The organism is Metallococcus carri, from assembly GCF_011440275.1.
Taxonomy (GTDB): Bacteria; Actinomycetota; Actinomycetes; order Actinomycetales; family Dermatophilaceae; genus Metallococcus; species Metallococcus carri.
On record NZ_JAAOIV010000008.1, the window covers coordinates 67,370 to 87,086 of the forward strand.

Genomic DNA, 19,717 nt, shown 5'->3' on the forward strand with positions numbered 1-19,717 from the left:
CGGTTATGCACCCTCCACTCGCAGCACGGACGCGATCGTCCGCACATCGTCCAAGCTCTGGACCTCGTCCATGACCCGCTGCAGCGCCGACTCCTGCGCGGCATGGGTGACGAGATGGAGTGTGGCCAGGCCGTCCTCCGACCGCCGCACCCCTTGACGCATGCTCTCGATCGACACCCCGTGCTGGCCGAAAAGTCCTGTCACTCTTGCGAGTACGCCCGGCACGTCGAGCACGTCGAGGCGCACGAAATAGCACGTGCGCGCGCGGCCGATCGGCAGCACCGGCAGATCGGCGTATGCCGATTCGCCCGGTCCGTGCCCACCCGCCACTCGGTTGCGGGCGGCCTGCACGAGGTCGCCCAGGACGGCCGACGCGGTCGGGTCGCCCCCGGCGCCGCGGCCGTAGAACATCAGGTCGCCGGCGAGTTCGGTCTCGACGAAGACCGCGTTGAAGGCCTCGTGCACCGCAGCCAGCGGATGCGACCGCGGCACCAGCACAGGGTGCACGCGCACGCTCAGCGCATCACCGGCGCTGTCGTCGCGCACCCGCTCGGCGATCGCCAGCAGCTTGACGACCAGGCCGATCCGGCGCGCGGCCTGGATGTCCTCGGCGGTGATGCCCATGATGCCTTCGCAGTGCACCTGGGAGGTGACGACTCGGGTGTGGAACGCCAGCGAGGCGAGGATCGCTGCCTTGGCCTGAGCGTCGTGCCCTTCGACATCGGCGGTCGGATCGGCTTCGGCATACCCGAGTTCCTGGGCCTCGGCAAGCACGTCGGCGAGGGCCGCACCGGTGCGGTCCATCTTGTCGAGGATGTAGTTGGTGGTGCCATTGACGATGCCCATGACGCGGGTGACGTGGTCACCGGCGAGGGACTCGCGCAGCGGCCGGATCAACGGGATCGCGCCGGCCACCGCAGCCTCGTAGGACAGGTCGACCCCGGCGGCCTCGGCCTGCTCGTAGAGCGCGGGGCCGTCCTCACCGAGCAACAACTTGTTGGCGGTCACCACGCTCGCGCCGTGCTCAATCGCCTTGCGCAGCAATGATCGTGCCGGCTCGATGCCACCCATCAACTCGACGACGATGTCGGCGCGCTGGACGAGCGCTTCGGCGTCGGTGGTGAACAGCTCGGGTGCCAGGCCGGTCGCGGACCGGTCCTTGCCGGTGTCGCGCACCGCCACGCCAACGACCTCCAGGGGCGCGCCCGCGCGAGCCGCCAGGTCGTCCGCCTCGTCGACCAGCCGCTTGGCGACGGCACTGCCGACCACGCCGCTGCCGAGCAGGGCCACCCGAATCGCTGTCATTGCTCGTTCCCCTCCAATGCCAACAGATCATCGATGGTCTCGCGGCGCAGCCAGGTCGTGACCTTCTCCTTCGTGACCGCGAGCACCGGCGGCCGCGGCACGTGGTTGTAGGTGCTCGCCAGTGAGCGGCAGTAGGCGCCGGTCGCACCGACCGCGATCAGATCGCCGGCGTGCACGTCCCCGGGCAGTTCGACATCGCGCACGACGATGTCCCCACTCTCGCAATGCTTTCCGACGACTCGGGCCAGCACCGGGGCAGCCTCGCTGGTCCGGTCGGCGAGCTCGCAGTAGTACTGCGCGTCATAGAGCACCGGCCGCGGGTTGTCGCTCATGCCACCGTCCACGGCGACATAGGTGCGCACGAGGTCGTCGTCGACCCGGACCGGCTTGACCGTGCCGACGGTGTAAAGCGTCATGCCGGCCGGCCCGATGATCGACCGGCCCGGCTCGACCGAGACGCGCGGGACCGGCATACCGGCGGCTGAGCACGCGTCGGCGACGATTCGCGCCAACTGGTCGGCCATGTCCTGCGGCGCGAGCGGGTCGTCCGTGGGCAGATAGGCGATGCCGAAGCCACCGCCGAGGTCGAGTTCGGGCAGCTGCACGCCGTGCTCGCGAGCCACCTGCAACTGCAGCTCGATCAGCCGCTGTGCGGCGACCCGGAAGCCATCGGACTCGAAGATCTGCGAACCGATGTGAGAGTGAAAACCCAACAGCCGCAACCGATTTGGCGCTTCGAGCACCCGGGTGATCGCCTCTCCGACCTGACCGTCGGTGAGACTGAAACCGAACTTCTGATCCTCGTGCGCGGTGGCGATGAACTCGTGGGTGTGCGCTTCGACGCCGGCCTTGACCCGGATCATCACCGGTGCGATGACGTCACGCTCGGCCGCCGCGGCCGCCACCCGGTCGATCTCCTCGAAGGAGTCAAGCACGATCCGCCCCACCCCGTAGTCGAGCGCCGCGTTGATTTCGTCGGTGGACTTGTTGTTGCCGTGCAGCCCGATGAGTTCACCCGGTATGCCGGCCCGCCTCGCCACCGCGAGCTCGCCGCCGGAGCACACGTCCAGCCGCAATCCCTCGTCGTGCACCAGGCGAGCCATCGCCGTGCACAAGAACGCCTTGCCCGCGTAGTAGACATCGGCCGGCGCGCCGACCTTGTCGAACGCGGACCGGAAGGCGTCCCGATAGGCGCGGGCACGGGCACGCGCGTCCGCCACGTCGACGAGGTATGCCGGCGTGCCGTAGATCTGCGCGATCGCGCGCAGATCGTGACCGGCGAGGGCGAGCGCGCCGTCCGCGGTCCGGCATACGCCTGCGGAAAAGACGGGGTGGCTGTTCATCGGGCATGACGGTACGGCAGCGGCCCCGCGCGTGGCGTCGAGGTTCCAGCAGCCGAACGCGGGCACCCACGATTCGGGGACGGCGCACCCCGGCTGGTAACGTTCATCCTCGCCCGGACGCCGGGCATCCGCCCCCTTAGCTCAGGGGATAGAGCACCGCCCTCCGGAGGCGGGAGCGCAGGTTCGAATCCTGCAGGGGGCGCATCAGAAAAGGGCCGCTGACCTGGGATCACGTCAGCGGCCCTCTCGCTGCGTCGTCAGCCTCGTGGCCTACGGCGGCCAGATTCCAGTCGAGCAATCTCCGATTCAATGTCCACCTGACTGAACGCCGTGTGGGTGGCTCTCACGAGAAGCGGGCCCTCCTCAGTCAGCAACTGCTCGATCTTTCGCCACTGAGTCATCACCGCCTCGAGTTGAGTCCACTTGCGCTTGCCGGCCTCACCGCTAAGGCGAACCATGCGGGTCCCACTGTCGCGGACCGCGGTGAGTTCGGCGTAGGTGAACTGGATCTGCTGGTCTCTCGACAGCACGAGCCACCCGCGTTCCGCGACGACTGGAATCCAGTCCACGTCTCGCGCACCGGCACGAATTGGCGATGCTGGACGACGCTGCCGGTGAAGAACACCGCCGGGGTCGCCCGGGTACGTCACGTCAGACCGGACTTGCACCAGGATCTTTGCCAAGCCGAGAAGATCTTGGTCAACGTAGAACCTGACCTCGGCCGGGCGTTCGCTCATGCCGCGTTGGCGCTCTCATTCTCGTAAGCGACCGCCCACCTCACATCCTCGGCCGAGATGCCGAAGTCCTCCGCGACCTCCTCGACGGTGGCGCCGGCCTCGACCTCGTCGGCGAGCGCCGCAGTGCTGACGCCTGCGATGGAGGGCCTGCCGAACCGCTGGAGCGGATCAATCACGACCGGGGACTCGTTGCTCGCAACCGGAGGGCGCAACCGCTGGGCAATGCCCTCGGCCCAGGTGACGCGGTGAACGAAGGCGTCGCCGGGATAAGTCAGCAGACCCTGACCGTTGCTGACGAGCCAAAACTCCGGCGGCAGGTCAGCTTCCTCCTGTGCGGCAAAGAGCAGGTCAGTGCCCGAGACCCAGGGTCGATGTTCGGCGAGCGGATACGGCGCACCGGTTTCCTCACGGAGCCGCTCGATGAACGCCCGCAGTTGAGGCATCGGCACCTTCTGGTTGCGATATCCACGAAGCAGTGCGGCCTCGACGAACTCGCCCCAGGTGACCACCCTTCGTGACGTCACCTGCTCACGCAGGATCGGCAGGTACGTGTGGCCACCCTGGGTGCGGCCCTCCAGCCAGTAGTGCAAGGTGGATTGGGGCATCGCAAGGAGCCGCGCTGCCTCTGCTTCCGCGTAGACCTCGCGGTCGAGGACCGTCACACCCACCATGGCTACATCACACCAGACCACACCGACAGTCGAGTAGATATCGGCGCCGGTGGCACCCACGGGGCGCGCTCTTGTCACTCCGATGCCGGATCGCGCTCCCCGCATCTGCCAGGATCGGCCGGTGGACACCGGCTGGGGCAGCACCGTCGCGATCGTCGTGATCGGCGCGCTGATCGTGCTCGCCGTCGGTTGGTGGTTGCTCCGCCCACGCACCCGCCCGCAGTTCGTCACCGACCGCGAACGCGCGACCTACGCCACCTTGCACACCGCCTCGGTGGCGGCGCGCCATTTGCGCGGCGGGCTGGCACCGACCGAGGCCCGGCGGGCGGTGGGACCCCTGCGAGAACTGCTCGGCACCCCTGCCCTGGCCCTGGTCGACCGCAGCGGCCTGCTGGCCTGGGAGGGCGCAGCCGAGGACCACGCCACCCAGGTGGTGGACATCGCCACGAGCGCACTCGACACCGGAGAGGTGCGCGCGGTCGACCTGCCCGCCTGCGGCGACCCGACCTGTTTTCTGCGCTCAGCCGTGGTCGCGCCGGTCGTGGCGGGGGACCGCGTCGTCGCCGCGCTCGTCGCGCCCGCACCCGAGAGCACCCCTGGCCTCACCCGCGCCACCGAGGAGGTCGCCGACTGGGTCGCGACCCAGGTCGATCTGGCGGACCTGTCCCGGCAGCGGACGCGCACGATGGAGGCCGAGCTGCGCGCCCTGCGCGCGCAGATCAGCCCGCACTTCATCTACAACAGCCTCGGCGCGATCGCGTCCTTCGTGCGCACCGACCCCGACCGCGCGCGCGAGCTGCTCCTGGAGTTCGCCGACTTCTCCCGCTACGCCCTGCGTGAGGGCGGCACCTTCACCACGCTTGCCGAGGAGTTGCGCAATGTCGAGCGCTATCTCGTGCTGGAGCAGGCCCGCTTCGGCGACCGGCTCACCGTCAGCCTCAAGGTGGCACCCGAAGTCCTGCCGATCCGCGTGCCCTTCCTCGCGATCCAGCCCCTGGTCGAGAACGCAGTGCAGCACGGCATCGCGCCCAAGGAGAGCGGTGGCCGGATCGAGATCGTCGCCCGCGATGTCGGCACCGAGGCCGAGATCAGCATCGACGACAACGGTGTCGGTGCCGACCCGGCCGTCATCCGGCAGGTCCTCGACGGGGGCGCCGACGGCCAGGACTCGGTCGGCCTCGGCAATGTCGACGCGCGCCTGCGGCAGGTCTACGGCGACGATCTGGGCTTGGTGGTCGAGACCGCACCCGAGGCGGGCATGCGGGTGACCTTCCGGTTGCCGAAGTTCGCACCGGCGGCTTTGGATCGCCCCTAAGGTTCCACGGTATGACGCCCCGTTTGCGCGCGCTCGTCGTCGACGACGAGGCCCCCGCACGCTCGGAGCTGGCCTGGTTGCTGCAGCAGCATGCCGATATCGCCGAAGTGGCCACGGCAGCCAGCGGCGCGGAGGCACTCGCGATGCTGGAGAGCTCCCCCGTCGACGTCGTCTTCAGCGATATCGCGATGCCCGGGCTGGACGGTATGACGCTCGCCAAGGTGCTCGCCAAGTTCGCCGAGCGCCCCGCTATCGTCTTCGTGACGGCCTACGAGGAGCATGCCGTCGACGCCTTCGCGGTGGACGCGGTCGACTATCTGGTTAAGCCCGTGCGGCCCGAACGCGTCGACGACGCGGTGCGCCGGTGCCTCGAGGGTCTACGCCCGGCGACGGGAGAGACCGCCGAGGAAGAGCGCGTCGCCGTCGAGCTCGGCGGTGTCACCAAGTTCATCCCGCTGTCCGAGATCCGCTACGCCCAAGCCTCCGGCGACTACGCCCGGCTGCACACCGCCACCAGCTCCCACCTCATTCGTGTGCCCTTGACGACTCTCGAAGAGCGTTGGCGCTCAGCGGGATTCGAGCGCATCCACCGCTCCACCCTGGTGTCCCTGAAGCATGTCACCCAGTTGCGCGCCGAAGGCGGCGGCCTGGTCGCGCTCGTCGGTGACACCCCGTTGACCGTCAGTCGCCGGCATGGCCGGGCGCTGCGCGGTCGCCTGCTCGACCTGCATTCGGCCCGTGGCGACTGAGCCTCCGCAGCGCGTCCGCGTCACCAGTTCGCGACGCGGCACCGTCCGGCCACCGGCCCCGTCGACCGACGCCGAGGGGCGGCATACGGCATACCTGAGCTCGCTGATGCGAGCGCAACTGCTGCTGTCGGTGCGGGTGCTCGTGGTCGGCACCCTCGCGCTCGGCGCCCTCCCCGCGCTCTTCGCACTGGTGCCCTCCACTGCGGACCTGCGGGTGGCCGGCATACCGTTCTTGTGGCTCGCGCTGGGGGTGGTGATCTACCCGGCGGCCGCGATCGTCGGGCGCGCCTACCAGCGCGCCGCCGAACGGCTCGAGGGGCAATACCGGGACCTGGTAGGACCCCGGTGACCCAGCCCTGGAGCGTGCTCGCGGTCGCGCTCGTCACGGTCACCACGCTGCTCGTCGGGCTTTTCGGATTGCGTATGGCGCGTGCCACGACCGACTTCTATGTCGCCGGCCGCACCGTCTCCTCTTGGCGCAACGCGAGCGCGATTGGCGGCGAATTCCTTTCTGCCGCAAGCTTTCTCGGCATCGCCAGCCTCGTCTTCGAGCGCGGCGCGCCCACGGCCTGGTTGCCGGTCGGCTACACCCTCGGCTATCTCGTGCTGCTGGTGCTCGTCGCGGCGCCGCTGCGTCGCTCGGGTGCTTACACCGTGCCGGACTTCGCCGAGCTGCGGTTGGAGTCGCGTGCTGCCCGACTGGTGTGCTCGGCGCTCGTCGTCGCGGTCGGCTGGCTCTACGCGCTGCCGCAGCTGCAGGGCGCCGGCGTGGTGTTGCGCCATGTCACTGGCTGGCCGCGCTGGGTCGGCACGCTCGTCGTCGCGCTCGTCGTCGGCGCCAATGTCGCGGTCGCCGGGATGCGCTCGATCACCGTGGTCCAGGCCTTGCAGTACTGGGTCAAGCTCACCGCGATCTGCATCCCCGCGTTCGTGCTGCTCGCGGTCTGGCTGCGCGACGGCCGGCCCGCTCCCACCGGGCTGACCGACGGCTGGTGGGATCCCGTGCCCGGCCCGTCGTCCGGGCCCGGGCTCTGGCTCACCTACAGCACCCTGGTCGCGTTGTGCTTCGGCACCATGGGCCTGCCCCATGTGGTGGTGCGTTTCTACACCAACCCGACCGGACGAGAGGCCCGGCATACGACGGTGGCGGTGCTGGTGCTGCTCGGCGTGTTCTATGTGTGGACCCCCCTCTACGGCTTCTTCGGGCGGATCTATCTGCGCGATGCTCCCGCCGACGACACGCTCGTGCTGCGGCTGCCCGATGTCGCCGTGCCCGGTGTCGGCGGCAGCCTGCTGAGCGCCCTGCTGGCCGGCGGCGCCTTCGCGGCCTTCCTGTCGACCACCTCCGGCCTGGTGCTGTCGGTGGCCGGCGTGCTGGACCAGGACGTGGTGCGACCCCGTGCGCATCGCTCCCCCGCGACCAGCTTCCGCGCCTCGACCGCACTCGCGGTGGTGACGCCGACGGTCGTCGCGCTCGCGGCGACACCGCTGCGGCTGTCCACCGCCGTCGGATATGCCTTCGCGCTGGCGGCCGCAACCTTCGCGCCGCTCATCGTCCTCGGCGTGTGGTGGCCCCGCCTCACCGGTCCGGGCGCGATCGCCGGGATGCTCACCGGCGCCACGACGACCGCGGTGTCCGCCGCGCTGTCGGGGCAGGTGCCGGCCGGCTGGGCCGCCGCGCTCACCGAGCAACCCGCGCTGTGGACCGTGCCGCTCGCCACCCTCGTCAGCGTGGCGGTCTCCCTCGCCACCCACACAAGCACGCCGCCGCACTCCCTGCAGACGCTGCAACGGCTGCACACCCCCGAAAACCTGAGCGCGGGCAGCTGACCGTTCGTCGCGGCATACCGACCGTTCGTCGCGGACCGATCGACCGCAGGGCGCACGGTTCGGCCGTTGGGCGACCGGCCGCGCGGCATACCTCGCGCCCGAGTGTGACCCGCGCCACAGTGATCCCCGGCCCGATCCCGACCGGAGGTATGCCGTGACCGATCCCACCACCACAGCGAGCGAGCGCTATCTCGCCGTCCAACAATCCGAGGAATTCGTCGACCTGCGACGGCGGTTCCGCCGGTTCGTCTTCCCGGCGACCGCCTTCTTCCTCGCCTGGTATTTCCTCTATGTCCTGCTGTCGGTCTATGCGCCCGGCTTCATGGGCACCAAGGTCTTCGGCCAGATCACCATCGGCCTGCTCATGGGCCTGGGCCAATTCGTGACGACCTTCGTCATCACCTTCCTCTACGCGCGGTGGGCCAACCGCGAGTTCGACCCCCGCGCGGACGCGATCGGCGCCCGCCTCGACGGCGACAAGGAGCACTGACATGCACGCACTCGCCAGCGCCGCCGCCGAGAAGGTCGGCTCGCCCGCACTCAATATCGCCATCTTCGCGATCTTCGTGGCGATCACCCTCGCGATCGTTATCAAGGTCTCGGCCGGCAAGAAGACCGCGGGCCAGATGTACACCGCCGGTGGCGCGTTCTCCGGCAAGCAGAACGGCATCGCGATCGCCGGTGACTATTTGTCCGCCGCGTCCTTCCTCGGCATCGCCGGCGCGATCGCGCTGCAGGGTTACGACGGCTTCCTCTACTCGATCGGCTTCCTCGTCGCCTGGCTGGTCGCGCTCCTGCTCGTCGCCGAGCTGATGCGCAACACCGGCCGGTTCACGATGGCCGACGTGCTGTCCTACCGGCTCAAGCAACGACCGGTGCGTATGGCGGCCGCCTCCTCCGCGCTCGTCGTCTCCTTCTTCTACCTGCTCGCCCAGATGGCCGGCGCCGGCGCGCTCGTGTCGCTGCTGCTCGGCGTGGACGGCTCGGCGGCGCAGAACCTGGTGATCGCCGTGGTCGGCATCGTCATGGTGGCCTACGTGATGATCGGTGGTATGAAGGGCACCACCTGGGTGCAGATGATCAAGGCGGTGCTGCTGATCGCCGCCGTCGCGATCATGACCGTCTGGGTGCTCGGCAAATACGGCTTCTCGCTCAGCCACCTGTTCGACGCCGCGGTGCAAAAGAACCCCAAGGTCGGCGAGAAGTTGCTCGCGCCGGGCGTGAAGTACGGCGTCAACAACACCACCAAGATCGACTTCGTGTCGCTCGCGATGGCGTTGGTCTTCGGCACTGCCGGCCTGCCGCACGTGCTGCAGCGGTTCTACACGGTGCCCAACAGCAAGCAGGCGCGAAAGTCGGTTGAGTGGGCGATCTGGCTCATCGGTGGCTTCTACCTGCTGACCCTCGTCATCGGGTTCGGTGCCGGCGCGCTCGTCGGCGCGGCCAAGATCGGCGCGGCCCCCGGCAAGGCCAATGCCGCCGCCCCGCTGCTGGCCTACGAGCTCGGCGGTTCACCGCTGCTCGGCATCGTCTCCGGCATCGCGTTCGCCACGATCCTCGCGGTCGTCGCCGGCCTGACCATCACCACCAGCGCGACCTTCGCCCACGACCTGTACAACCAGGTCTTCAAGCGCGGCACCGCCACCCAGGCCCAGGAGGTGAAGGTCGCGCGGATCGCGGCTGTCGTCGGCGGTGCCATCGCGATCCTGGGCGGCATGCTCGCCAAGGACCAGAATGTCGCCTTCCTGGTGGCGCTCGCGTTCGCGGTCGCGGCCAGCGCCAACCTGCCCACGATTCTCTTCTCGCTCTTTTGGAAACGGTTCAACACCCGCGGAGCGGTGTGGAGCATCTATGGCGGTCTGCTCAGCGCCATCGTGCTGATCATCTTCAGCCCGGTGGTGAGCGGGAAGGTGGACGCCAAGACCGGAGCCAACTTGGCGATGCTGCCGAAGTCGATCGACTTCCACCTGTTCCCGCTGGACAACCCGGGCCTGGTCTCGATCCCGATCGGCTTCGCCCTGGCCATCATCGGCACGCTCACCAGCCGCGAACACGACGCGGCCAAGCACGCCGAGATGGAGGTGCGCTCGCTGACCGGTCACGGCGTGGCCGAGGCCATCGAGCACTGAGTTCACCGCTCACTCAAGGTCCGACGAGCCCCGGTCACTCCCCGACGTGGCCGGGGTTCGTCATGCCGAGGAATGCCGTCCGCCTCGGACCCGCTTCAGCGAGCACCTCAGACCAAGCGGCGCTGGGTGGCGTCGGACACCTCGCCGACCAACTCCTCCAGCACATCCTCGAGGAAGACGATGCCGTCGACCCGGCCGTCGGCGTCCACCACCCGGGCCAGATGGGTGCCGCTGCGCTGCATCGCGAGCAACACGTCCTCCACCTCGTCCTCGCCCCGCACGGTGGCGAGCCGGCGGATGCGCCGCGGCGGCACGGGCTCGTCATACGCCTCGTCACGGGCGTAGAGGACGTCCTTGAGGTGCAGATAGCCGGCGAGTTCACCGCGCGCGTCGAGCACGGGGAAACGGGAGAAGCCGCGCTTGGCGACCAGATGCTCCACGTCGGCCGGGGTCGCACCCACCCGCACGGTCACCACATCCGACAGCGGCACAGCGACATCGGAGGCGACCCGGTCGCTGAACTCCAGCGCACCGCGCACCCGCTCCTCCTGCTCGGACTGCAGCAGGCCCTCGCGGTGGGATTCCTCGACGATCATCTCGACCTCCTCGGCCGAGAAGGTCGAGGTGACCTCGTCCTTGGGTTCGATGCCGAGGCGGCGCACCACGAACTTCGCGATGCCCTCGACCAGGCTGATCACCGGCCGCAACACCCGGGTCACCCACAGCAGGGCGGGCGCCAGCAGCAGCGCGGCGCGGTCCGGCCCGGCGATCGCGAGGTTCTTGGGCACCATCTCGCCGAGCACGACGTGCAGATAGGCGACGATCAGCAGCGCGAGCACGAGCGAGATGACGTCGGTGGCCGTCTCGGGCAGCCCCGCGGACTCGAACGGCGGCCGCAGCAGGTGCTCGATCGCCCCCTCCGCGACGGCACCGAGCAGCACTGAACACACGGTGATGCCCAGCTGGGCGCACGCCAGCAGCGAGGCGACATTCTCCAACGCTTCGAGCGCGCGGGAGGCACGGCGGGAGCCGGCCGCGGCCAGCGGTTCGAGCTGCGAGCGCCGCGCGGCCATCACCGCGAACTCGGCACCGACGAAGAAGGCGTTGCCGGCGAGCAGCAGCACGGCCAAGACGAGGTTCACTGGGTCACCTCGTCCTCGGTCGCCTCGATGATCGGGGTGAGGCGCACCCGGTCCACCCGCCGCCGGTCCATCGAGACCACCCGCAGCATCCAGCCGTCCAGCGCGATCTCGTCACCGACCTGGGGCACCCGCCCGACCTGGTCCATGACGAAGCCCCCGACCGTTTCGTAGGCCGAACCCTCCGGTATGACGGCGCCGATGCGGTCGGTCACCTCATCGGGCCGCCAGAGTCCCGAGACGGTCCAGGACCCGTCGGGCAGCAGCCGGCTCGGGTCGTTGACGCGGTCGTGCTCGTCGGACACTTCGCCGACGATCTCCTCGATGACGTCCTCGAGGGTGACCACACCGGAGGTCCCGGCATACTCATCGATCACGATCGCCAGCTGCAGTCCACTGGCCCGCAACAGCAGCAGCAGCGGGTCGAGCCGCGCGGTCTCCGGCACCATCACCGGCGGCACCATGAGCGCGGTGACCGGCACGTCGGCGCGCCGCTCGGGCGGCACCGCGATCGCCTTCTTCACGTGCACGACACCGACGACGTCATCCCAGCCGTCGTCGATGACCGGGAACCGGCTGTGCCCGGACGCCCGAGCCAGGTCGACGACATCCGCGGCCGTGGCCGAGCGGTCGACATACGAACACCGCACCCGAGGGGTCATCACGTCGGCGGCCACCCGCTCGCCGAAGCCGAGCGAGCGGGTGAGCAGGCGGGCGGTCCCCTCCTCCATCGTCCCGGCCGCGGCCGAGCGCCGCACCATCGACGCGAGCTCCTGCGGCGTGCGGGCCGCGCTGAGCTCCTCCTGCGGTTCGATCCCCATCCAGCGCAGCAGGCGGTTGGCCGAACCATTGAGTATGACGATGAGCGGCTTGGTCACCGTGGCGAAGATCCGCACCGGCCGCGCGACGACCTTGGCGACCCGCAGCGGCGCGGAGATGCCGAGGAACTGCGGGATCAACTCGCCGAAGATCATTGAAAAGAGCGTCGCGATCACGAGGGCGGCGACGGTCGAGACCGGCAGCGCGGACGCCTCCGGCAGGCCCGCCGCGGTCAGGGCCGACTCCAGCAGCGTGCCGAGGCCCGGTTCCACGAGGAAACCGAGGACCAGGGTGGTCAAGGTGATGCCGACCTGGGCGGCCGACAACTGGGTCGACAGGGAGCGCAGGGACGGCAAGACAGTGCCGGCTCCGGCGTCACCGGCCTCGGCCTGGCGTTGCACCCCCGGACGGTCCAAAGCCACGAGAGAGAACTCGGCGGCGACGAAAAGAGCGGTGCCGACGGTCAACAGCACGACGACCGCCACGAAGATCCACGCAAGCATGAGGCGCCTATCGTGTCATGACATTTGTCCTGTTCTGGGCACGACCAGCGCCTTTCGGCATGCGACCGGACACCTTCGTTTGATAGAACCTCATCGTCAACGACGATCGGGGGAACTCTCGTGAGCGCACCACCCGCGCCGGCGAAGGCGGCCATGGACGGCCGTATCGACGTGCGCAATCTGTCCAAATCCTTCGGCACCTTCCGGGCCGTGGACGACCTCAGCTTCAGCGTGGAGCCCGGGCGCATCACCGGCTTCCTCGGACCCAATGGCGCCGGCAAGACCACCACCTTGCGGATGGTGCTCGGGCTGATCAAGCCGACCTCGGGCACCGCCACCATCGGCGGCACGCCGTACACCCAACTCACGCACCCGATCAGCACGGTCGGCGCTGCTCTCGAAGCGACCAACTTCCACCCCGGTCGCACCGGCCGGGATCACCTGCGCGTCATCGCCAGTGCGGCGGGGCTGCCCGACTCGCGGGCGGACGAGTTGCTGACCCTCGTCGGCATACCTGCGGCGGCTCGCAAGCGAGCCGGCGGCTACTCGATGGGGATGCGGCAGCGCCTCGGTCTCGCCGCGGCCTTGATGGGCGACCCGAAGGTGCTGATCCTGGACGAGCCGGCCAACGGCCTGGATCCCGAGGGCATTCGCTGGCTGCGTGGCTTCCTGCGCCATCTCGCCAGCGAGGGCAAGACCATCCTGATCTCCAGCCACCTGCTGGCCGAGGTCGAACAGACCGTCGATGACGTGATCATCATCGCCAACGGCCGAGCCGTCCGACAGGGCACGATCGATGAGCTTCGCGGCGAGAAGCGGGTGCGCGTGCTGAGTCCCCAGAGCGACCGACTCGCGCGTGCCCTGAGCGACGCGGGTCTGCAGGTTCGTCCAGCGGAGGGCGGGGGGCTGTCGGTGATCGCCGACGAGACAGCCCAGATCGGCGAGATCGCCTACCGCGCCGGTGTGCCGGTCCACGAGCTGCACAGTGAACGGGCCGATCTGGAGCAGTTGTTCTTCCAGCTCACCGAAAACACCAACCGCAATCTGGGTGACCCTGCCCAGGGATTCGCCGCCCCCCAGGAAGGAGGTCGCTGATCATGGGGACCGCTATCAAAGCCGAAGTCCGCAAGTTGCTCACGACCCGCCTGTGGTGGGGTATGGCGATCGCCGTCTTAGCCGCCGGCGCCCTGCTGGCGCTGCTCATGGCATCGATCCTCAACGAGACGCCCAACCCGGAGCAGCAGGCCCAGGGCCAGCCGGCGATGACCCCCTTGCAGATCGCCACCTCGACCTACACCTCGGGCTCAGCCTTCGGCTACGTCTTGCTCATGGTGATCGGCATCATGACCATCGGCTCGGAATACCGGCACAAGACGATCACCGGATCGCTGCTTGCCGTCCCGCACCGATCGCGGTTGATCGCCGCCAAGGTCATCGCCCTGCTCGCGTTCGGTGTGCTCTACGGCCTGATCTTCCTGATCGGCTCGGTCGGCGCCGGTGCCACCGTGCTGTCGATTCGCGGGCTCGAGGTCTTCCCCGAGCCGGGCACCCTGCTGCGGTCACTCGTCCTGGTCTTGCTCGTCCTCGGGCTATGGGCCCTCATCGGTCTGGGCCTCGGCGTGCTCATCACCAACCAGATCGCCGCGATCCTGGTCGGCGTGGGTGTCGCGTTCATCGTCGAGCCGCTGCTCGGGGTCCTCGTGAGCCAGGTTTCCTGGGGCGAATCGCTGGCCAAGTACTTCCCCAGCCGCGCGACCAATGCCGTACTGCAGGGATACGCCCAGGACGGCAGCACCAATCAACTCTCCTGGTGGGCGGGCGCTCTCGTGTTGATCGGGTATGCCGCGATCATGGTGGCGATCGGCACCTTCCTCACCGAGCGGCGCGACGTGACCTAACTCGGCGGGCAGCCGCCCCAGATGAGCCCAGCCCTGCGCGTTAGGCTGGGCTTGTCTGTTTGTTGCCGTCAGACACCGCTTACGAGACACATCGAAAGAGGCGCATTCGCGTGTCATCCCCGTCCTCGGACCCGCTCGCAAACTTCGGCCCCAACGAGTGGCTGGTGGATGAGCTCTACCAGAACTACTTGCAGGACAAGAACTCCGTCGACAAGGCATGGTGGAGCTTCTTCGCCGACTACCAGCCGGATTCCTCGGGCGCGAACGGTGCGGCCAACGGCAACCGCAATGGACGAACCCCGCAGACCGACTCCGGTGCGTCCAAGCCCCCCGCGAGCGGCGGTCAGACGGGCGCCGCGACGAAGTCGCCGTCCTCGTCGCAGCCGGCCACCCCGCAGGCTGAGCCGCCGTCGGGACAAAACGAGGACCGCCGCGGGGCGAAGGTGGCCTCCGACGGCGACCAGGAGCAGGTGACGCCGGCGCAGAGCGAGGCGGACAAGAAGGTCACCCAGGCGATCGACCCGACCCAGGCGGAGCTGCGCACCGACCGGCCCATCGCCCGCGATGGCGGTGTCGCGGCGGTGCGCCCGGCGGAGGCCGACGACGAGCTGCAGCCGCTGCGCGGCGTCGCCGCCCGGATCGTGTCGAATATGGAGTCGAGCCTGGAGGTGCCGACCGCGACCAGCGTGCGCTCGGTGCCGGCCAAGCTGCTGATCGACAACCGGATCGTCATCAACAACCACCTGTCCCGCAGCCGCGGCGGCAAGGTGAGCTTCACCCACCTCATCGGCTATGCCGTTGTGCGGGCGCTGAAGTCCGTCCCGGACATGAACCACGCGCTCGGCACCGACGACAAGGGCAAGCCGGCACTCGTCATACCCGGGCATGTGAACTTCGGTCTGGCGATCGACCTGGCCAAGCCGGACGGCACCCGCACCCTGGTCGTGCCCAACATCAAGAACGCCGAAGCGATGGACTTCGTGCAGTTCTGGACGGCATACGAGGACATCGTGCGCAAGGCGCGCGGCAACAAGCTCGAGCTGGCCGACTACGCCGGCACGACGATCAGCCTGACCAACCCGGGCGGCATCGGCACCGTGCACTCGATTCCGCGGCTGATGAAGGGCGCCGGCGCGATCATCGGCGTCGGCGCGCTGGAGTACCCGGCCGAGTGGCAGGGCGCGAGCAATGACACCCTCAACGCCAACGGCGTGAGCAAGATCCTCACGCTCACCTCCACCTACGACCACCGCGTCATCCAGGGCGCCGTGTCGGGTGAATTCCTGCGCGTGGTGAACCAGTTGCTGCTCGGCGAGGACGGTTTCTACGACGAGATTTTCCAGGCGCTGCGAGTGCCTTATGAGCCGATCCGCTGGGTGCGCGACATCGACGCCAGCCACGACGACGACATCAACAAGGTCGCGCGGGTGCAGGAGCTCATCCACGCCTACCGCGTGCGCGGTCACCTGATGGCCGACACCGACCCGCTGGAGTACAAGCAGCGCCGCCACCCCGACCTCGACGTCACCAACCACGGCCTGACGCTGTGGGACCTCGACCGGACCTTCGCGACCGGCGGCTTCGGCGGGCAACCCTTCCTCAAGCTGCGCAAGATCCTCGGCATCCTGCGGGACGCCTACTGCCGCAGCGTGGGCATCGAATACATGCACATCCAGGACCCCGAGCAGCGCGCGTGGATCCAATCCAAGGTGGAGGTGGGCTACACCCCGCTGTCCCCGCAGGAGCAGTTGCGGATCGTCCGGCGGCTCAACGCCGCCGAGGCCTTCGAAACCTTCCTGCAGACCAAATATGTCGGGCAGAAGCGGTTCTCGCTCGAGGGTGGCGAGTCGGTCATCGCGATCCTCGACCGGATCTTGTCCGATGCCGCCGACGAGGGCCTCGACGAGGTCTGCATCGGTATGCCGCACCGCGGTCGCCTCAACGTGCTCGCCAACATCGCGGGCAAGTCCTACGGCCAGATCTTCCGCGAGTTCGAGGGCACCCAGGACCCGAACTCGGTCCAGGGTTCGGGCGATGTGAAGTACCACCTCGGCACCGAGGGTGAGTTCACCTCCGACCGAGGCAACAGCACCAAGGTCTACCTCGCCGCCAATCCCTCCCACCTGGAGGCGGTCGACCCGGTGCTGGAGGGCATCGCCCGCGCCAAGCAGGACCGCATCAACCTGGCCGGCACCGCGTTCACCGTGCTGCCGATCCTGATGCATGGCGATGCAGCCTTCGCCGGTCAGGGCGTGGTGGCCGAGACGCTGAACCTGTCGCAGCTGCGCGGTTACCGCACTGGCGGCACGATCCACATCGTGATCAACAACCAGGTCGGCTTCACCACCGCGCCGTCCCAGTCGCGGTCCTCGACCTACTCCACCGATGTCGCCCGGATGGTGCAGGCGCCGATCTTCCACGTCAACGGTGACGACCCCGAGGCCTGCGTGACCGTGGCCGAGCTGGCCTACGAGTTCCGCCAGAAGTTCCACAAGGACGTCGTCATCGACATGGTGTGCTACCGCCGCCGTGGTCACAACGAGGGCGACGACCCCTCGATGACCCAGCCGATGATGTACAACCTGATCGAGGCCAAGCGCAGCGTCCGCAAGCTCTACACCGAGGCGCTCATCGGTCGTGGCGACATCTCGGTGGAGGACGCCGAGGCGGCGCTGAAGGACTACCAGCAGCAGCTGGAGCGGGTCTTCGATGAGACCAAGGCGGCCAAGAAGGCGCAGAGCGCCGAACCGGACACCCCGCGCGAGCAGGACTCCTCCAGCGGCACCGACGCCGAGGGCCACGGCGGCCTGGAGCGCCCGTCGGCCCAGGAGGAGGACGACGCGAAGGTCTCGGTCGACCGTCCGACCGCGATCGACGAGACCGCGCTGAACCTGATCGGCAAGACCTGGGTCAGCCCGCCCGAGGGCTTCACCGTGCACCCGAAGCTCGCCAAGCTCATGCAGCGGCGCGCGGACATGGTCACCAGCGGCGGGATCGACTGGGCGATGGGCGAATTGCTCGCCTTCGGCTCGCTGCTGATGGAGGGTGTGCCGGTGCGGCTCGCCGGCCAGGACAGCCGCCGCGGCACCTTCGTGCAGCGCCACTCGGTGCTGATCGACAAGCAAAACGGCAACGAGTGGACGCCGCTGCGTTATCTGCACCCCGACCAGGCGTGGTTCTGGGTCTACGACTCGCTGCTGTCGGAGTATGCCGCGATGGGCTTCGAGTACGGCTACTCGGTGGAGCGGCCCGACGCCCTCGTGCTGTGGGAGGCGCAGTTCGGCGACTTCGCCAACGGCGCCCAGACGATCCTCGATGAGTTCGTGTCCTCCTCGGAGCAGAAGTGGGCGCAGCGCTCCTCGGTCGTGCTGTTGCTGCCGCACGGCTACGAGGGCCAGGGCCCGGACCACTCCTCGGCCCGCATCGAACGGTTCCTGCAACTGTTCGGCGAGGACAACATGACCATCGCCTACCCGAGCACTCCGGCGAGCTACTTCCACCTGCTGCGCCGACAGGCCTTCGCCCGGCCACGTCGTCCGCTGGTGGTCTTCACCCCGAAGCAGTTGCTGCGGCTCAAGGCGGCCACTTCCAACCCGCAGGAGTTCACCGGCGGCCAGTTCGAGCCGGTGCTGCGCGACCACGCCGACCTCGACGCACGCGGCGTGGACCGGGTGCTGCTCGGCTCCAGCCGGGTGATCTACGACCTGGAGGCCGAGCGCGACCGCCGGGGGGACACCAAGACCGCGATCGTGCGCGTGGAGCAGCTCGCACCGATCCCGGCCAAGGAGATCGCCGAGGCCGTGGCGGAATACCCGAATGCCGAGCTGGTCTGGGTGCAGGACGAGCCGCGCAACCAGGGTGCCTGGCCGTTCATGGCGCTCAACCTGCCGGAGTTGCTGTCCGAGCTGGGCGAGAACCGGCCGCTGCGGTTCGTCGGCCGGCCCTCGGCGGCGTCCCCGGCGACCGGGTCGAGCAAGCGGCACCAGGCGCAGCTCGCCGAGATGCTGCAGCAAGCCTTCGACCGCTGATTTCGCGGGGCGATCGGGGTGGCGGTGACCGTCACCCCGATCCGCTCGCGATAGCGTGACCTGCGTGTACTTCACCGACCGCGGCATCGAGGAACTGGCCGCGCGCCGCGGCGAGGAGGAGGTCTCCCTCGAGTGGCTCGCGGATCAGCTGCGCACCTTCGTGGACCTCAACCCCGAATTCGAAGTGCCCGTGGAACGGCTCGCGACCTGGCTCGCGCGCCAGGATGACGACGACTAAGAGGACGTGAGCATGGACGGGTCCCGCACCGGCGCCGAACCGGAGTTCAACCCCAGCGCAGACTTCCGGGTGGCCGAAGGTCCCCGGCAGGTCGGCGTGTGTTTCGTGGGCGACGACTTCGTGGCCGGTCTCGGGGACCCCAAGGCACTCGGCTGGGTGTCGCGCGTCGTGGCCCGCACCCCGCACGCCGGTGTCGACGTGGCGACCTACAACCTCGGCATCCGCGGTGACAGCTCGACCGAGATCCTCGGTCGCTGGCAGGCCGAGACCGCGCCGCGCTGGGCGCACAGCAACGAGCGCCGCCTGGTGCTCTCCAGCGGCCTGGCCGACATCGAGCAGGGTCTGTCGACCGCCCGCTCGCGCCTCAACCTCGCCAACGTCCTCGACGACGCGTCCTCCGCGGCGATCGCGACCTTCGTCGTCGGGCCGCCACCGACGCTGGACAACGACACCAACGAGCGGCTGCAGGTCCTCGTCGACGCGCAAGCCGACGTGTGCTCTCGTCGCGGCGTGACGTATGTCGACTGCTTCCGTCCCCTGCTCGGGCATGACCAGTGGCAGACCGATCTCGCGGCCGGTGACGGGCGGCACCCGGGACAGGCCGGCTACGGCCTGATCGCCTGGCTGGTGCTGCACGCCGGCTGGCAGCACTGGCTGCGCCTCGACGCCTGACCTGCGCGGGGGCAGCTGGCGACCTGGGGTTGATCTGGCACGAGAGTGGAGATCTGGCACCGGATGCCGTGCCAGTCGTGGCCTGCCGGTGCCAGTCGTGGCCTGCCGGTGCCAGTCGTGGCCTGCCGGTGCCAGTCGTGCGCTGCCGCACCAGTTGTGAGGTGGGGTGCCACTCGCATGCGGCGACGCCACTCGCGAGCAGAAACCGCACTCGCATGCCGTGGTCAGCGCATGTAAGTGCGACGCGCGCATGTAAGTGCGACGCGCGCATGCAGGTGCGGTGCCCGCATGCAGGTGAGGCCCGGCCAGGTAATGACGACGTCCTCGGTCACCACGACCAC

17 protein-coding genes and 1 tRNA gene are annotated in these 19,717 nt (G+C 68.9%); 12 read left to right on the plus strand and 6 right to left on the minus strand.

From position 1 onward, the window contains the following. Positions 1-3: 3 nt before the first annotated feature. Both G9U51_RS11450 and lysA read right to left on the minus strand, forming a co-directional pair. Positions 4-1,305, minus strand: a complete 1,302-nt coding sequence (locus G9U51_RS11450) for a homoserine dehydrogenase (protein ID WP_166197063.1) — start codon at positions 1,303-1,305, stop codon at positions 4-6. Beyond that, positions 1,302-2,648, minus strand: coding sequence for a diaminopimelate decarboxylase (gene lysA / locus G9U51_RS11455; RefSeq protein WP_166197064.1), 1,347 nt, complete (start codon positions 2,646-2,648; stop codon positions 1,302-1,304). Before lysA ends, G9U51_RS11450 begins: the two co-directional genes overlap by 4 nt. Before the next feature lie 130 nt (positions 2,649-2,778). Between lysA and G9U51_RS11460 the strand changes: the two genes are divergently transcribed. Further along, positions 2,779-2,850, plus strand: a tRNA-Arg gene (locus G9U51_RS11460). A gap of 55 nt (positions 2,851-2,905) precedes the next feature. Here G9U51_RS11460 and G9U51_RS11465 read toward each other — a convergent pair. Together G9U51_RS11465 and G9U51_RS17875 are read right to left on the minus strand one after the other, a co-directional pair. After that, positions 2,906-3,385 carry a PIN-like domain-containing protein gene (locus G9U51_RS11465; RefSeq protein WP_166197065.1) on the minus strand — a complete coding sequence of 160 codons (480 nt, stop codon included), beginning with the start codon at positions 3,383-3,385 and terminating at the stop codon, positions 2,906-2,908. Then, complete coding sequence (locus G9U51_RS17875) at positions 3,382-4,116, minus strand: DUF433 domain-containing protein (protein ID WP_166197066.1); 735 nt, start codon at positions 4,114-4,116, stop codon at positions 3,382-3,384. Before G9U51_RS17875 ends, G9U51_RS11465 begins: the two co-directional genes overlap by 4 nt. A 22-nt stretch (positions 4,117-4,138) precedes the next feature. Here G9U51_RS17875 and G9U51_RS11475 point away from each other — a divergent pair, with 22 nt between their 5' ends. From G9U51_RS11475 to G9U51_RS11500, 6 genes are all read left to right on the plus strand, one after another. Continuing rightward, positions 4,139-5,371, plus strand: a complete 1,233-nt coding sequence (locus G9U51_RS11475) for a histidine kinase (RefSeq protein ID WP_166197067.1) — start codon at positions 4,139-4,141, stop codon at positions 5,369-5,371. 11 nt (positions 5,372-5,382) lie between these two features. Further along, positions 5,383-6,120: a LytR/AlgR family response regulator transcription factor gene (locus G9U51_RS11480; RefSeq protein WP_166197068.1), complete on the plus strand. Its 738-nt coding sequence runs from the start codon at positions 5,383-5,385 to the stop codon at positions 6,118-6,120. Further along, a complete protein-coding gene (locus tag G9U51_RS11485) occupies positions 6,110-6,469 on the plus strand; it encodes a hypothetical protein (protein WP_166197069.1) in 360 nt (119 codons plus the stop codon). The genes G9U51_RS11480 and G9U51_RS11485 overlap by 11 nt, the downstream gene beginning before the upstream one ends. After that, complete coding sequence (locus G9U51_RS11490; protein WP_328823448.1) at positions 6,466-7,950, plus strand: sodium/solute symporter; 1,485 nt, start codon at positions 6,466-6,468, stop codon at positions 7,948-7,950. The genes G9U51_RS11485 and G9U51_RS11490 overlap by 4 nt, the downstream gene beginning before the upstream one ends. Before the next feature lie 154 nt (positions 7,951-8,104). Then, positions 8,105-8,440, plus strand: coding sequence for a DUF485 domain-containing protein (locus G9U51_RS11495; protein ID WP_166197070.1), 336 nt, complete (start codon positions 8,105-8,107; stop codon positions 8,438-8,440). A 1-nt stretch (position 8,441) separates the two neighbouring features. Continuing rightward, a complete protein-coding gene (locus tag G9U51_RS11500) occupies positions 8,442-10,079 on the plus strand; it encodes a solute symporter family protein (RefSeq protein WP_166197071.1) in 1,638 nt (545 codons plus the stop codon). Positions 10,080-10,186: 107 nt separating this feature from the next. Here G9U51_RS11500 and G9U51_RS11505 read toward each other — a convergent pair whose 3' ends face one another. Beyond that, positions 10,187-11,221 (minus strand): hemolysin family protein, encoded by a 1,035-nt coding sequence (locus tag G9U51_RS11505; RefSeq protein WP_166197072.1) that lies wholly within the window; start codon positions 11,219-11,221, stop codon positions 10,187-10,189. Then, a complete protein-coding gene (locus G9U51_RS11510; RefSeq protein ID WP_166197073.1) occupies positions 11,218-12,540 on the minus strand; it encodes a hemolysin family protein in 1,323 nt (440 codons plus the stop codon). The genes G9U51_RS11505 and G9U51_RS11510 overlap by 4 nt, the downstream gene beginning before the upstream one ends. Before the next feature lie 153 nt (positions 12,541-12,693). Between G9U51_RS11510 and G9U51_RS11515 the strand changes: the two genes are divergently transcribed. The 5 genes from G9U51_RS11515 to G9U51_RS11535 all read left to right on the plus strand — a co-directional run bounded on the left by G9U51_RS11515 (position 12,694) and on the right by G9U51_RS11535 (position 19,376). Beyond that, entirely contained in the window at positions 12,694-13,635 is a 942-nt protein-coding gene (locus tag G9U51_RS11515) for an ABC transporter ATP-binding protein (protein ID WP_166197175.1), read from the plus strand. 2 nt (positions 13,636-13,637) lie between these two features. Further along, positions 13,638-14,438, plus strand: coding sequence for an ABC transporter permease subunit (locus G9U51_RS11520; RefSeq protein ID WP_166197074.1), 801 nt, complete (start codon positions 13,638-13,640; stop codon positions 14,436-14,438). Positions 14,439-14,602: 164 nt separating this feature from the next. After that, positions 14,603-18,466 (plus strand): multifunctional oxoglutarate decarboxylase/oxoglutarate dehydrogenase thiamine pyrophosphate-binding subunit/dihydrolipoyllysine-residue succinyltransferase subunit, encoded by a 3,864-nt coding sequence (locus tag G9U51_RS11525; protein ID WP_407941438.1) that lies wholly within the window; start codon positions 14,603-14,605, stop codon positions 18,464-18,466. A 64-nt stretch (positions 18,467-18,530) separates the two neighbouring features. After that, positions 18,531-18,704: a DUF6104 family protein gene (locus tag G9U51_RS11530; protein WP_166197075.1), complete on the plus strand. Its 174-nt coding sequence runs from the start codon at positions 18,531-18,533 to the stop codon at positions 18,702-18,704. A 12-nt stretch (positions 18,705-18,716) separates the two neighbouring features. Then, positions 18,717-19,376: a GDSL-type esterase/lipase family protein gene (locus G9U51_RS11535; protein ID WP_166197076.1), complete on the plus strand. Its 660-nt coding sequence runs from the start codon at positions 18,717-18,719 to the stop codon at positions 19,374-19,376. The last annotated feature ends 341 nt before the right edge of the window (positions 19,377-19,717 follow it).